11 protein-coding genes and 1 pseudogene are annotated in these 13,566 nt (G+C 70.6%); 8 read left to right on the top strand and 4 right to left on the bottom strand.

Annotation, left to right across the window (positions count from 1 at the left end):
- The first annotated feature begins 231 nt into the window (after nt 1-231).
- From ACIRPP_RS27190 to ACIRPP_RS27175, 4 genes are all read left to right on the top strand, one after another.
- Nucleotides 232-1,068 carry a helix-turn-helix domain-containing protein gene (locus tag ACIRPP_RS27190; RefSeq protein ID WP_403647942.1) on the top strand — a complete coding sequence of 279 codons (837 nt, stop codon included), beginning with the start codon at nt 232-234 and terminating at the stop codon, nt 1,066-1,068.
- A 5-nt stretch (nt 1,069-1,073) separates the two neighbouring features.
- Nucleotides 1,074-1,262 carry a DUF397 domain-containing protein gene (locus ACIRPP_RS27185; protein ID WP_403647939.1) on the top strand — a complete coding sequence of 63 codons (189 nt, stop codon included), beginning with the start codon at nt 1,074-1,076 and terminating at the stop codon, nt 1,260-1,262.
- Nucleotides 1,263-1,354: 92 nt separating this feature from the next.
- The gene (locus ACIRPP_RS27180; protein WP_403647936.1) at nt 1,355-1,897 is read left to right on the top strand and encodes a DapH/DapD/GlmU-related protein; all 543 of its coding nucleotides are present in this window, start codon (nt 1,355-1,357) and stop codon (nt 1,895-1,897) included.
- Between the two features lie 34 nt (nt 1,898-1,931).
- Nucleotides 1,932-2,120, top strand: a complete 189-nt coding sequence (locus ACIRPP_RS27175) for a DUF397 domain-containing protein (protein WP_403647933.1) — start codon at nt 1,932-1,934, stop codon at nt 2,118-2,120.
- 214 nt (nt 2,121-2,334) lie between these two features.
- Here ACIRPP_RS27175 and ACIRPP_RS27170 read toward each other — a convergent pair whose 3' ends face one another.
- Nucleotides 2,335-2,889, bottom strand: coding sequence for a lamin tail domain-containing protein (locus tag ACIRPP_RS27170; RefSeq protein ID WP_403647930.1), 555 nt, complete (start codon nt 2,887-2,889; stop codon nt 2,335-2,337).
- Nucleotides 2,890-3,330: 441 nt separating this feature from the next.
- On the opposite strand from ACIRPP_RS27170, the gene ACIRPP_RS27165 reads away from it, so the two are divergent.
- Together ACIRPP_RS27165 and ACIRPP_RS27160 are read left to right on the top strand one after the other, a co-directional pair.
- Nucleotides 3,331-5,601, top strand: a complete 2,271-nt coding sequence (locus ACIRPP_RS27165; RefSeq protein ID WP_403647927.1) for an ATP-dependent RecD-like DNA helicase — start codon at nt 3,331-3,333, stop codon at nt 5,599-5,601.
- Between the two features lie 331 nt (nt 5,602-5,932).
- A complete protein-coding gene (locus ACIRPP_RS27160; protein ID WP_164336383.1) occupies nt 5,933-7,222 on the top strand; it encodes a citrate synthase in 1,290 nt (429 codons plus the stop codon).
- A 779-nt stretch (nt 7,223-8,001) separates the two neighbouring features.
- On the opposite strand, the gene ACIRPP_RS27155 is transcribed toward ACIRPP_RS27160, so the two are convergent.
- Both ACIRPP_RS27155 and ACIRPP_RS27150 read right to left on the bottom strand, forming a co-directional pair.
- Nucleotides 8,002-8,241: a heavy-metal-associated domain-containing protein gene (locus tag ACIRPP_RS27155; protein ID WP_403647924.1), complete on the bottom strand. Its 240-nt coding sequence runs from the start codon at nt 8,239-8,241 to the stop codon at nt 8,002-8,004.
- 80 nt (nt 8,242-8,321) lie between these two features.
- A complete protein-coding gene (locus ACIRPP_RS27150) occupies nt 8,322-8,885 on the bottom strand; it encodes a TetR family transcriptional regulator (RefSeq protein WP_403647952.1) in 564 nt (187 codons plus the stop codon).
- A gap of 472 nt (nt 8,886-9,357) precedes the next feature.
- Between ACIRPP_RS27150 and ACIRPP_RS27145 the strand changes: the two genes are divergently transcribed.
- Nucleotides 9,358-11,850 carry an MMPL family transporter gene (locus tag ACIRPP_RS27145; RefSeq protein ID WP_403647921.1) on the top strand — a complete coding sequence of 831 codons (2,493 nt, stop codon included), beginning with the start codon at nt 9,358-9,360 and terminating at the stop codon, nt 11,848-11,850.
- A gap of 96 nt (nt 11,851-11,946) precedes the next feature.
- On the top strand, nt 11,947-13,113 hold the full coding sequence (locus tag ACIRPP_RS27140) for a zinc-dependent alcohol dehydrogenase family protein (RefSeq protein ID WP_403647918.1): 1,167 nt from the start codon (nt 11,947-11,949) through the stop codon (nt 13,111-13,113).
- Between the two features lie 118 nt (nt 13,114-13,231).
- Here the strand turns inward: ACIRPP_RS27140 and ACIRPP_RS27135 are convergent.
- Nucleotides 13,232-13,546: pseudogene (locus ACIRPP_RS27135) on the bottom strand (GNAT family N-acetyltransferase); the annotation flags it as partial.
- Nucleotides 13,547-13,566 lie beyond the last annotated feature (20 nt).

The following is a 13,566-nucleotide window of genomic DNA, read 5'->3' as shown; positions in this document are numbered from 1 at the left end:
GCGGCAGGATAGGAGACCAACGAGGCACCTGGGCTGATGAGTTGAGACTTCGAACACCTCCCTCAACGGCGCGGGTGCCTCGTGCGTTGTGCCCTGGCCGCTGTCACCCCATCGGTGGCCACTCTGAAAACGCTCACTGAACGTAGATCTAAATGTAGGGACGCGGCAAGTCGGTCGCGTAACCTGACTCCGAACGGGTTGCACCAACAGGTGTGTCAGGAAGGTCAGTCGATGGTGAAGAGGCGGGAACCCACGGCACGCCAGATGCGACTGGCGACTGAACTGCGCAGACTCCGTGAGGCTGCTGGTCTCAACTCCCGCCAAGCGGCCGCGCTGCTCGGCGTGGCCCCCGCCCAGATCACCCACATCGAGTCCGCTCTCGCGGGTGTGAGCGAGCAGCGTGTTCGTCGTCTCGCTTCTCACTATGCCTGCACCGATGAGAAGTTCATCGACGCCCTCGTGGCAATGGCCACCGACAGGACGGACGGCTGGTGGGAGGAGTACCGAGGCTTGCTGCCCACGCCCTTCCTGGATCTGTCCGAGCTGGAGCACCATGCTCGGTTCCTCCGCCACGTAGCCATTCTTTACGTGCCGGGCTTGCTCCAGACCGAGGACTACTCGCGTGCCGTCTTCTCCTCCCGTCTGCCGGAACTGACGGCCGAGGAACTGGAGTTGCGTATTCAACACCGCAGGCAACGCCAGAGACTCGCGACTTCCTATGAAGCGGTCATCCACGAGGCGGCACTCCGTATCAGGGTCGGCGACCGTGCTACCTCAAGGGCTCAACTCGTGCGTCTTCTGGAGCTGTCCGAAGCGGACTGCATCACCGTGCGCGTCATCCCCTTCGACCTGGACGGTTTCGCAAGAGCTTCCAGCACGATGACGTACGTGGGTGGCCCTCTGCCCAGACTGGACACCGTCGTCCGTGACGCCCCGCACGGCTCGGTCTTCCTGGACTCCGAGGCTCAACTCAACACTTACCGAACGAGCTTCCGTAAGGTGGAGGCCGCGTCACTCGATCCCGTCCAGTCGCGTGATTTCATCCACAGCCTGGCGAAGGAGCTCTAGGACCCATGGAGAACTGGCGGAAGTCGTCCTACTCGGGGCCGGGCGACGGCAACGAATGCGTAGAGATCGCGAACGCCCCCACCCGCATAGCCGTCCGCGACTCCAAGGCCCCCGCCCGGGCCACCCTCACCTTCTCCGTCGCTGCGTTCGCGGTGTTCGTCGAGGAGTTGAAGAGGCCGACGAGCGGATCATGACGTACACCGCTCGCGCCCCTGACAACTGACGTGAGCCGTCCTCCCGTCCGGTGAGTCTTGCCCCTCCACCAGTGCACGGAAAGAATCGCGGCATGCCCAGTGACCGTCTCATGCGCATCCACAGTGCCGAGTTCCAGGCCATGGCCGAGAGGGTCCTGCGCGTCACCGAGCTGACCTCCCGCCTGAACGTCCTGCCCTTCGATGACGAAGCGGGCAGGGCGGAACTGTTCGAGCGGATCCTCGGCAAGCCGCTGCCGCCGCGAGTCACGATCTACCCGCCCTTCTACACGGACCACGGCCTGAACATCGACCTCGCCGAGCGCGTCTTTGTCAACCAGAACTGCACGTTCCTGGACTACGCCGGAATCCGGCTCGGCGAGCGGGTGATGATCGGGCCGAAGGTCACGTTCATCACCAGCGGCCACCCGGTCGATCCCGGGGAGCGGCGGCTGTACCTCACCGGCGCACCCATCGACGTGGCGGAGAACGTGTGGATCGGTGCCGGGGCCACGATCCTGCCCGGCGTCAGCATCGGCCGGGACGCCGTGATCGCCGCCGGCGCGGTCGTGGCCGACGACGTACCGCCGGCAAGCCTGGTGACCGGTGGCAAGGCAACCGTGCACCGGACGTGGTGACGTCCGCAGCCTGACGAAGGAGCCGTAGGACCCCGTGGAGAACTGGCGGAAGTCGTCCTTCTCCGGCGGCGGCGACGGCAACAACTGCGTGGAGATCGCGAACGCCCCCACCCGCACAGCAGTCCGCGACTCCAAGGCCCCCACCCGGGCCACCCTTTCCTTCCCCGCCTCCGTCTTCGCCGTCTTCCTCGACGCGCTGAAGGAGCCGCCGCGGACGCAGTGAGGCGCCCGGGATGATGGGGAGCCCTGCCGCGAGGGCCGGCCGGGGTGACGCGGAGCCGCCCTGCCGCGAGGGCCGGCCGGGCCCGGCGCCCGCTTCGGGCCGCGTACACGCGCGTGTGCCGGGCAGCGTAGGGCTGCCCGGCACACGTGTGGTCGTTTCCAGGAGTGCCGAGGCTGTCGGTGAAGTGGACGTCCGGCGGCCTCAGCACCCTGGGTCAGCGGCGGTTTCGGTTGTCGCGGTTGTCGCGGCGGTCGTCACGGTCACGGCGGTCGTCACGACGGTCGTCACGGCGGTCGTCACGGTCGAAGCGGCCGCGCCCCCACGACTCGGTGTCGACGACGCGGCCGCGGTCGTTGCGCAGGGTGGCCGTGTCGGAGCGGTTGTCCCAGATGTGGTTGCGGCGGTCCTGGAACACCCGGGTGCGGGTGTCACGGCCGATGCCGGTGTGGACGTAGATCGAGCTACGGCCGGCGAGGCGGACGTTGTTGAAGCGGTAGCGCTGGCCCTCCTCGTTGCGCAGCGTCCATCCCCTCAGGTTGACCGCGTGGCGGGTGGTGTTGGTGATCCGAACCCACTCACCGTTCACGGAGCGGTTGTTACGGGTGTCGGGACCCGGGGCGTTGTACTGCACGTCGGTGATCTGGACGGCCGGCCGGTGCGGCCGGTGCTCGGCCGCCGAGGCCGGAGCCGTCAGGACCGCCGTCAGGGCACCGACGCTCAGCGCGGCGGCGGTGAGGCGGCGAGCGTTGACAGACGTGGACTTGGACACAGGATCCCCCTGCTCGGTGCGGGCGCAGCCTCCCGGTCCGGCGTGCCGGCGGCGGGGGCTGTGCCTGGTGCGAAGGGCGGCCGGTCGGCTGCCCACGCACACCTTGTCCACCCGCGGCCGGTCGATGAAGGAGGCGTGAAGGGTCGTTACAATCTGGCCACATCGCTGTGAATGTCACCTGTAATGTCCATTTACCGAGTCAATGCATCAGGTTGACGACCAATGGGACATTGGGGCCTTGTGGGAACTGGCCCCGAACCCGATTGCGCCACGCCACGCCACCCCGGCCCTCGCAGCGACGTCACCCGAAAGTGGGTAACAGCGCTCCGCCCCCGTTCTTGCGACGACGGCCCGCACCCCTGCGGCCCGGTGGACGCCCAGCGCCTTGCGTGAGCTCGGGGACCGGGCACCCCTGTCACACCCCACCGGTACGGTCGGATCATGTCCAACCAGTCCGCAGCGGCGTCCGGGGGGCCGCACGTCGCCGTTCTCGAAGGCGTCCTGGAGCGCATCACCTACGCCAACGAGGAGAACGGCTACACGGTCGCCCGTGTCGACACCGGCCGCGGCGCCGGTGATCTGCTCACCGTCGTCGGGGCGCTGCTGGGTGCCCAGGTGGGGGAGTCCCTGCGGATGGAGGGCCGTTGGGGGTCGCACCCGCAGTACGGCAAGCAGTTCCACGTGGAGAACTACACGACCCTCCTCCCCGCCACCGTGCAGGGCATCCGGCGTTATCTCGGCTCGGGGCTGGTCAAGGGCATCGGGCCGGTGTTCGCCGACCGGATCACGCAGCACTTCGGGCTGGACACCCTGAGGATCATCGAGGAGGAGCCGAAGCGGCTCATCGAGGTGCCGGGGCTCGGGCCGAAGCGCACCAGGAAGATCGCCGACGCCTGGGAGGAGCAGAAGGCGATCAAGGAGGTCATGCTCTTCCTCCAGACGGTCGAGGTGTCGACGTCGATCGCCGTGCGCATCTACAAGAAGTACGGCGACGCCTCCATCTCCGTGGTGAAGAACCAGCCGTACCGCCTGGCCGCCGACGTCTGGGGCATCGGCTTCCTCACCGCCGACAAGATCGCCCAGTCCGTCGGCATCCCGCACGACAGCCCGGAGCGGGTGAAGGCGGGCCTGCAGTACGCCCTGTCGCAGTCCGCCGACCAGGGCCATTGCTATCTCCCGGAGGAGAAGCTCATCGCCGACGCGGTCAAGCTGCTCCAGGTGGACACCGGCCTGGTCATCGAGTGCCTGGCCGAGCTGGCCGCCGAGCCGGAGGACGGCGAGGACCCCGGGGTGGTGCGGGAGAAGGTGCCCGGCCCGGACGGCGGCGAACCGGTGACCGCGATCTACCTCGTGCCCTTCCATCGCGCCGAACTCTCCCTCTCCGCCCAGCTGCTGCGCCTGCTCCGCACCGACGAGGACCGAATGCCGGGCTTCCGGGACGTGGACTGGGACAAGGCGCTCGGCTGGCTGAAGGGCCGCACCGGCACCGATCTCGCCCCCGAACAGGAGGCCGCCGTCAAGCTGGCGCTGACACGGAAGGTCGCCGTGCTGACGGGCGGCCCCGGCTGCGGCAAGTCCTTCACGGTCCGGTCGATCGTGGAGCTGGCCCGCGCCAAGAAGGCCAAGGTCGTGCTCGCCGCGCCCACCGGCCGGGCCGCCAAACGCCTGTCGGAGCTGACCGGCGCCGAGGCGTCCACCGTGCACCGCCTGCTGGAGCTGAAGCCGGGCGGCGACGCGGCCTACGACCGGGACCGCCCGCTGGACGCCGACCTGGTGGTCGTCGACGAGGCGTCCATGCTGGACCTGCTGCTGGCGAACAAGCTGGTCAAGGCGGTGCCGCCGGGTGCGCACCTCCTCCTCGTCGGGGATGTCGACCAGCTGCCCAGCGTCGGCGCGGGGGAGGTGCTGCGGGACCTGCTCGCGGAGGGCGGACCTGTCCCGGCCGTCCGGCTGACCCGGGTCTTCCGCCAGGCGCAGCAGTCCGGCGTGGTCACCAACGCGCACCGGATCAACGCCGGGCAGCACCCCCTCACCGACGGGCTGAAGGACTTCTTCCTCTTCGTCGAGGACGACACCGAGGAGGCCGGCCGCCTCACCGTGGACGTCGCCGCCCGCCGCATCCCGGCGCGCTTCGGCCTCGATCCGCGCCGGGACGTCCAGGTACTGGCCCCCATGCACCGCGGCCCGGCCGGCGCGGGCACGCTGAACGGCCTGCTCCAGCAGGTCGTCACCCCCGGCCGCCCCGACGTCCCGGAGAAGCGGTTCGGCGGCCGGGTCTTCCGGATCGGCGACAAGGTGACCCAGATCCGCAACAATTACGACAAGGGCAGCAACGGTGTGTTCAACGGAACCGTGGGCGTGGTCACCTCGCTCGACCCGGTCGAGCAGCGCCTGACGGTGCTGACCGACGAGGACGAGGAGGTGCCGTACGACTTCGACGAGCTGGACGAGCTGGCCCACGCCTACGCGGTGACCATCCACCGGTCCCAGGGCAGCGAGTACCCGGCGGTCGTCATCCCGGTGACCACCGGGGCCTGGATGATGCTCCAGCGCAATCTGCTGTACACGGCCGTCACCCGCGCCAAGCGGCTCGTGGTCCTCGTCGGCTCACGCAAGGCGATCGGACAGGCGGTGCGCACGGTCTCGGCGGGCCGGCGCTGCACGGCGCTCGACTTCCGCCTCTCGGGCTCCCGCGGCCCGGCCGGTCTCTGAGGCCGGAGGTCGCGGAGGTCGCGGCACCTCGACAGCCCGCCGCCGAGGTGCCTGCCGACGTCGCTCCCGGGCGTCGGCAAAGCCGACGAAACGGGCTCTGCGAGAGGCTCCGAGAGACTCTCCGCGAAAAATGATCGATCAAATGAGTCGTGAAGGTCACAGAGCACTTCCGGAAGGGGTACTCAGGAGGCAGGATGGGCAAGTTGGCGGCACTGAGTGCCGTCAATAGGCCCGATGGTCGACCCCGAGTGCACTCTCCTGGGCCAAGTGGGGGATGGTAGAGACAGTCAGGGCACCTCGAAGATGAGGCACAACGTCGGTGAGGGAAGACGTGAGCGACAACTCTGTAGTACTGCGGTACGACGGCAGCGAGTACACCTACCCGGTGATCGACAGTACTGTCGGTGACAAGGGCTTCGACATCGGAAAGCTCCGCGCCCAGACCGGACTGGTGACGCTGGACAGCGGCTACGGCAACACCGCCGCGTACAAATCCGGGATCACCTATCTGGACGGCGAGGCCGGCATCCTCCGGTACCGCGGCTACCCCATCGAGCAGCTGGCGGAGCGCTCCACCTTCCTGGAGGTCGCCTACCTGCTGATCAATGGCGAGCTGCCGACCGTCGACGAGCTCCACACGTTCCAGCACAACATCACGCAGCACACCCTGCTGCACGAGGACGTCAAGAACTTCTACAAGGGCTTCCCGCGCGACGCCCACCCGATGGCCATGCTGTCGTCGGTGGTCTCGGCGCTGTCCACGTTCTACCAGGACAGCCACAACCCCTTCGACGAGCAGCAGCGCAACCTCTCCACCATCCGCCTGCTCGCCAAGCTGCCGACGATCGCCGCCTGCGCCTACAAGAAGTCGGTCGGCCACCCGTTCGTCTTCCCGCGCAACGACCTCAACTACGTCGAGAACTTCCTGCGCATGACCTTCTCGGTCCCCGCCCAGGACTACGAGCTCGACCCGGTCGTGGTGTCCGCCCTCGACAAGCTGCTCATCCTGCACGCGGACCACGAGCAGAACTGCTCCACCTCCACCGTGCGCCTGGTGGGCTCCTCGCAGGCGAACATGTTCGCCTCGATCTCCGCGGGCATCTCCGCCCTCTGGGGCCCGCTGCACGGCGGTGCCAACCAGTCGGTGCTGGAGATGCTGGAGGGCATCCGCGACGCGGGCGGCGACGTCGACTCCTTCATCCGCAAGGTGAAGAACAAGGAGGACGGCGTCCGCCTGATGGGCTTCGGCCACCGGGTCTACAAGAACTTCGACCCGCGCGCCAAGATCATCAAGGCTGCCGCGCACGACGTCCTGTCCGCTCTCGGCAAGTCCGACGAGCTGCTGGACATCGCGCTGAAGCTGGAGGAGCACGCGCTCTCCGACGACTACTTCGTCTCCCGCAGCCTCTACCCGAACGTGGACTTCTACACCGGCCTGATCTACCGGGCCATGGGCTTCCCGAGCGAGATGTTCACGGTTCTCTTCGCCCTCGGCCGCCTGCCGGGCTGGATCGCCCAGTGGCACGAGATGATCAAGGAGCCGGGTTCCCGCATCGGCCGTCCGCGCCAGATCTACACCGGCGTGGTGGAGCGGGACTTCGTGCCGGTCGAGGAGCGCTGACCTGCGCCTCCCCGCCGCACCGCAAGCGCCGGGCCCCGTACACGTCGACCGTGTACGGGGCCCGGACCATTTCCGCTCCGTTCCGCCCTGCCTTGCCCTTGAACTGGGGTCAGGGGAGGTGACGGAAGACCCTGACCCTGCGGTCCGGCTCGGGCGCCGCCCGCTGCGTGGCCTGCGTGCCGCCGTGCAGCGCCTACGGCGCTGTGCGGGCATGGGAGAAGGCGCCCTGGCGCCAGTCCCCCCACGGGCCGACGAACCAGGGCGCCTTCCCATGTCCCGGTGCGGATTCCCCCCACGGGATCCGGCCGGGCGTCTGTGAGGACAGCGCCTGAATCGCTGTGCGAGTGCGGCGAGCGAACCCGCCGCACTCGTGCGGTGTGCGGTCTGCCGGGACAACGCACGGTCGGGAGGGCCGCTCAAAGCTCCCCGTGTACGTGCCCCGGCAACGCTCTCCGAGCTCTCCACTAGGTGCGAGCAGGGAGGTATCCCTACTACTGGGAACGTCCCCCAAGACATCCCCAGATGTCAGGAAGCGCCCCCCAAGACGCTGCCTGGCATCGCCAACTTAGACCTTCGAACCCCTTCGATGGTTACGTTCACATCACTGTGATCTGCGTCTCTTGCATATGTCCGTTAGGTGCGCAAGAGACCTGTTGGTGCTGGCGCGGCTCGAGCGTAAGGATGATGCGCGAGCCTTGTGAAGAGCTTATGTGAAAGGTCCTACCGGACTCCAGGGGTACTGCCGAGTATCCGCACTTGAGATCTCAATGGAATCCGGATCAGGCGGAACCGACCAGTTCGAAGCCCGCCTCGTCGACGGCCTCGCGCACCGCTTCCTCGTCGAGCGGGGCGGCGGAGGTGACGGTGACCTCGCCGGTGGAGGCGCTCGCCTGCACCGAGCCGACTCCGGCGATCTTCGAGATCTCGCCGGAGACGGCACCCTCGCAGTGTCCGCAGCTCATGCCGCTCACCTTGTAGACGGCGGTGACGGAACCCTGGGTGTCGGCCTGGGTGCTCATGTCGTTACTCCTCGGGGCGTACGGGGTCGTCGGGGCCCACGGGAGGACCCCGTCACTCCACCTTATACCCCCCGGGGGTACTAATCCACGACCAGGGGGCCGAGGTAGCGGTACAGGACGTTCTTCAGTTCCCGGACATACGCCTCGCGCTCGGCGCCCTCGTGGGCGAGCACGAGTTCCAGGCCGGCCTTGTACAGGCCCACGCACATCTGGGCGGTGCGGCTCACCTCGGGGGCGGGCGTGTCCGGCAGCAGCGGGGTGAGCATCGATTCCACGCGGGTGACCAGCGTGGCGTGCAGGGCGTCGTGCTCCTCGGCGATGTGGCCGGGGATGTCCGGGCCGTGCATCAGGGCGAAGAAGACGGGGTGGCGGCAGTTGAAGTCGATGAACCGGTCCACGGCCGCGCCGACCACCTGCTCCAGCGGGGTGGCCGGGTCGACGGGGGTCAGCACCTCGCCGTAGGTCTCCCGCATCTCGTGCATCAGGCGGCTGCCCAGCTCGATCGCGATCGCTTCCTTGTTCGGGAAGAACTGGTAGAGCGTCCCCGGTGAGACGCCCGCCTCGCGGGCGATGGCGTTGGTGCTGGCGGCGGTGTAGCCCGTGGTGGAGAAGACGGAGGCGGCGGCCTCGAGCAGCTGGGCGATGCGCCGCTCACCGCGCGCCTGACGGCGGCGGGGCCGCTCCTGGGGCGCCGCCTGCCCGCCCTCGGCCGGCGCCGCCTCGCCCCCGGCGGTCGTGCGCCGACCTTCGGCTGACGCCACCCCGGCCCCGGACGTCGCCCGCCCGCCCCCGGACGTCGCCCGCCCGCCCCCGGTCGCGACCTGTTCGTCCCCGGTCGCCGCCTGCCTCGTTGCGGGCGTCGGCTCCCGGTCGTGCGTCAGCGCCTCGTCGGGCTTCCCGGTCTGGTCCGGCACGCGTCATCCCCAGCTTTCGGCACGCGATTGACAAACGCGAGTGGTCACTCGCATTCTTGTGAAACGCGAGCGATCTCTCGTGTTTGCCAGTCTATGGCAACGGCACAGCCATGCCGCCTGCCCGTATGCACCGCGTGGACCGCCAGGGCCCGGGGCGCCGGGGGGTGTGGGGCACGGTTCACGGTGAAGGGGACACCGCAGGATGACCGAAGTCAACGATCCATCGCGCCTCGGAGGCTGGACCCGCATGGTCACGGTCCGCCCGAGACTCGCCCTGCTGGCAGGGCTGGTGCTCACGGTGCTCACGGTGCTCGCGGTGCTGGCCGGCAGCGGGGTCGCCGACCGCATGGGCAGCGGCGGCTGGGAGGACCCGGACGCCGAGTCCACCTACGCCACCCGCGCTCTGGAGGAGGCGTTCCCCCACTCCCAGCCCAACCTCCTGCTGCTCATCGACGCCGGGGACGCCTCGGTCGACGACCCGGCCGTCGCCGCCGAGGCCGCCCGGCTGACCGAACGCCTGGCCGGCGAGCCCGGTATCACCGGCGTCGGCTCCTACTGGCAGACCCGCTCGCCCGCGCTGCGCGCCGAGGACGGCCACGAAGCGCTGATCGCCGCCCGCATCACGGGCGACGAGACGACGATGAACGAGACGCTGGAGCGCATAGCGCCGTCCTTCCGGGGCGAGCAGGGCGCCGTGGAGGTCGGCATCGGCGGCCCGGTCGCCGTGCGGCACGAGATGCAGACGATCATCCAGGAGGATCTGCTGCGGGCCGAGCTCATCGCCCTGCCGGTCACGCTCGTGCTGCTGGTGATGGTCTTCGGCAGCGCCGTCGCCGCCCTGCTCCCGCTCGGCATCGGCATCGTCGCCATCCTCGGCACCAACGCGGTCCTGCGCGGCCTCACCGAGATCACCGACGTCTCCGTCTTCGCGATGAACCTCACCACCGCGCTCGGCCTCGGCCTGGCGATCGACTACGCCCTGTTCATCGTCCGCCGCTTCCGCGAGGAACTCTCCTCGGGCGCCGACCCCCGGACCGCCGTCGGCACCACCCTGCGCACCGCAGGGCGCACGGTGCTCTTCTCCGCCCTGACGGTCGCGGTGTCGCTCGCGGCCATGCTGCTCTTCCCGCAGTACTTCCTGCGCTCGTTCGCCTACGCGGGGATCGCCGTGGTGCTGCTGGCCGCCGCCGCGGCCCTGATCCTGCTGCCCGCCGCCCTCGTCCTCCTCGGCCACCGGGTCGACGCGTTCGACCTGCGGCGCCTGTTCCGGCGCCGGCGGGCGGCGCGGCCGAAGCGGGAGGAGGGCGCCGCCTGGGGCCGCGCGGCGACGGTGGTCATGCGCCGCGCCCCGTTCTTCGCCCTCGGCACCACGGCCGTGCTGATCCTGCTCGGGCTGCCCTTCCTGGGCGTGAAGTTCGGCACCGCCGACGACCGCCAGCTGCCCGCCACCGCCGAGTCCCACGTCGTGCAGCAGCACATCCGCGACGGCTTCCCCGGCAGCCCGGGCGGCGGACTCGACGTGCTCGCCGAGGGCCCCGCGACCGAGGCGCAGTACGCCGCCTACAAGGAACGCGTCGCCGCGCTGCCCGAGGTGGTCCGCGTCGACGGACCGCTGGTCGAGGGCGACACCGCCTACTTCACGGTGCTGCCCGAGGGCGAGGCCGTCGACGACCCCGCGCAGGACCTGGTGGGCGACCTGCGCGCCCTGGACGCTCCCTTCGACACCAAGGTCACCGGCGCGGCGGCCGTGCTGGTCGACTCCAAGGACGCCATCGCCGAGCAACTGCCCGCGGCGGCCGTGTTCATCGTCGTCGTCACGCTCCTGCTGGTGTTCCTGCTCACCGGCAGCGTGCTCATACCGGTCCAGGCGGTGGTGCTCAACGCGCTCAGCCTGACCGCCATGTTCGGCGCCGTGGTGTGGGTCTTCCAGGACGGCCACCTCTCCGGCCTGCTCGGTTTCACCACCCCCGGCAACATCGAGACGACCCTGCCCGTCCTGATGTTCTGCGTCGCCTTCGGCCTCTCCATGGACTACGGGGTGTTCCTGCTCTCCCGCATCAAGGAGGAGTACGACCGCTCCGGCGACCACGAGCGGGCCGTCCGCCACGGACTCCAGCGCACCGGCGGGCTGATCACCGCGGCGGCGGTCATCCTCGCGGTGGTGATGGTCGCGATCGGCACCTCGCGCGTGACCAACACCAAGATGCTGGGCCTGGGCATCGCCCTGGCGGTGCTGATGGACGCGATGATCGTCCGGAGCCTCCTCGTCCCCTCCGTCATGCGCCTCACCGGGAGCGCGACCTGGTGGGCGCCGGGACCGCTGCGCCGGTTCCACACCCGGTTCGGCCTGAGCGAGGGCGAGTCCGCGCCCGCGCAGGCCGGCCCCGCCACCACCGCGGGCACGACGGACGGCGGCGCGGGCGCCGGCGGGGACGGCGGACCGGGTGGCCGAACGGACGGCCACACGGACGGGGGGCCGAACGGCGGGCCGCTGCCCGCCCCCGCCCCCCAGCCGCCCGCCGGAGCAACCGGCGAGAACGACGGCGCCACCGGCGCGGACGACGGTGGCGAGGGCGGGCGCGGCGCCGACGGCGGCGACGGCGAGCACGGCGACGGGGGTGACGGCGAGCACGGCGACGGGGGTGACGGCGCCCGGGCCGGGGCCGCGCGCGACGCGGTGAGGAGCCGCGGATAGCGTTCCGCCGACAGCGCGGTGATCGCCGGAGGCGGGGCACCGGGCGCGCCCGCCGCGCCCCGGCCCCGCCCCGGCGCGGACGGAAGGCGGGCGGCCATGCGGGCGGTGGTGTTCGAGCGGTACGGGGGACCGGCCGAGGTGCGGCAGGTCCCCGACCCGGAGCCGGCCGGACACGGCGTCGTCGTGCGCGTCGAGGCCACCGGCCTGTGCCGCAGCGACTGGCACGGCTGGCAGGGCCACGACCCGGACATCGTCCTGCCCCACGTACCGGGCCACGAACTCGCCGGTGTCGTCGAGGCGGTCGGCGACCGGGTCACCGGATGGCGCCCGGGGGACCGGGTCACGGTGCCGTTCGTCTGCGCCTGCGGCAGCTGCGCCGCCTGCGCGGCGGGGGACCAGCAGGTGTGCGAGCTGCAGACCCAGCCCGGCTTCACCCACTGGGGTTCCTTCGCGGAGTACGTGGCCCTGGACCACGCCGACGTCAACCTGGTCGCCGTCCCCGAGGACATGTCGTTCGCGACGGCCGCCTCCCTGGGCTGCCGGTTCGCCACCGCCTACCGCGCGGTCGTGCAGCAGGGCCGGGTCGCGGCGGGCGAGTGGGTCGCCGTCCACGGCTGCGGCGGCGTCGGACTGTCCGCCGTGATGATCGCGGCGGCGTCCGGGGCGCGCGTCGTCGCCGTGGACGTTGCGCCGGGGGCGCTGGAGATGGCCCGGCGGTTCGGCGCGGCGGAGTGCCTCGACGCCTCGTCCGCCGACGACCCGGCCGAAGCGGTCCGCGACTTCACCGGCGGGGGCGCGCACCTCTCCCTGGATGCCCTCGGGTCCCCCGCCACCTGCGCGGCCTCCGTGAACGGCCTGCGCCGCCGGGGACGGCACGTGCAGGTGGGCCTGCTGCCCTCGGCCACCGGCACCACCCCGGTCCCCATGGCCCGTGCCATCGCCCTCGAACTGGAACTCCTCGGCAGCCACGGCATGGCCGCCCACGGCTACCCGCCGATGCTGGAACTGGTCCGCGCCGGGCGGCTGCGCCCCGACCTGCTGGTCACCCGGACGATCGGCCTGGACGACGCCCCGGCCGCCCTCGCGGCCCTGGACACGGCACCGGGCCCGGGCGTCACCGTCATCGCACCGTGGACGCAGACGCAGACGCAGACGCAGACGCAGACGCAGACGCAGACGCAGACGCAGACCCCGACCCCGACGCAGACCCCGACGCCGACGCAGACCCCGACGCCGCCCACTCCCGGTCCAGCATCGCCATGATCACCTCGTCGACCCACTCCCCGTCCCGCCACCGCGCCTCCCGCCGGACGCCCTCCACCACGAAGCCGGCCTTCTCGTACACGCGCAGCGCGCGCGGGTTGTTGCCGTAGGCCTCCAGCTGGACGCGGTGCAGCCCCAGCTGTTCGAAGCCGTGCCCGACGATGAGCCGTGTGGCCTCGGTGCCCAGTCCCCGCCCCCGGCCGCGCGGCCCGATCAGTGTGCGGAAGGTGCAGCTGCGGGCGTCCGGGTCCCACTCGTTGAGGACGACCTCGCCGACCAGCTCCCCGCCGGCGCGGTCGGTGACGGCGAGATCCAGCCGGTCCGGCTGAGCGGACCGGGAGGCGTACCAGGAGCGCACCTTGGCGGGCGTGAGGTCGGTCGACCCGTCGAAGGTGAAGCGGACCACCTCGGGGTCCTGGAGGATCTCCCACATGGTGTCCGCGTCGGCGGCGG

Origin of the sequence: Streptomyces sp. NPDC101219 (genome assembly GCF_044767675.1) — a bacterium.
Taxonomy (GTDB): Bacteria; Actinomycetota; Actinomycetes; order Streptomycetales; family Streptomycetaceae; genus Streptomyces.
This window is presented reverse-complemented; position numbering and strand designations above follow the sequence as displayed.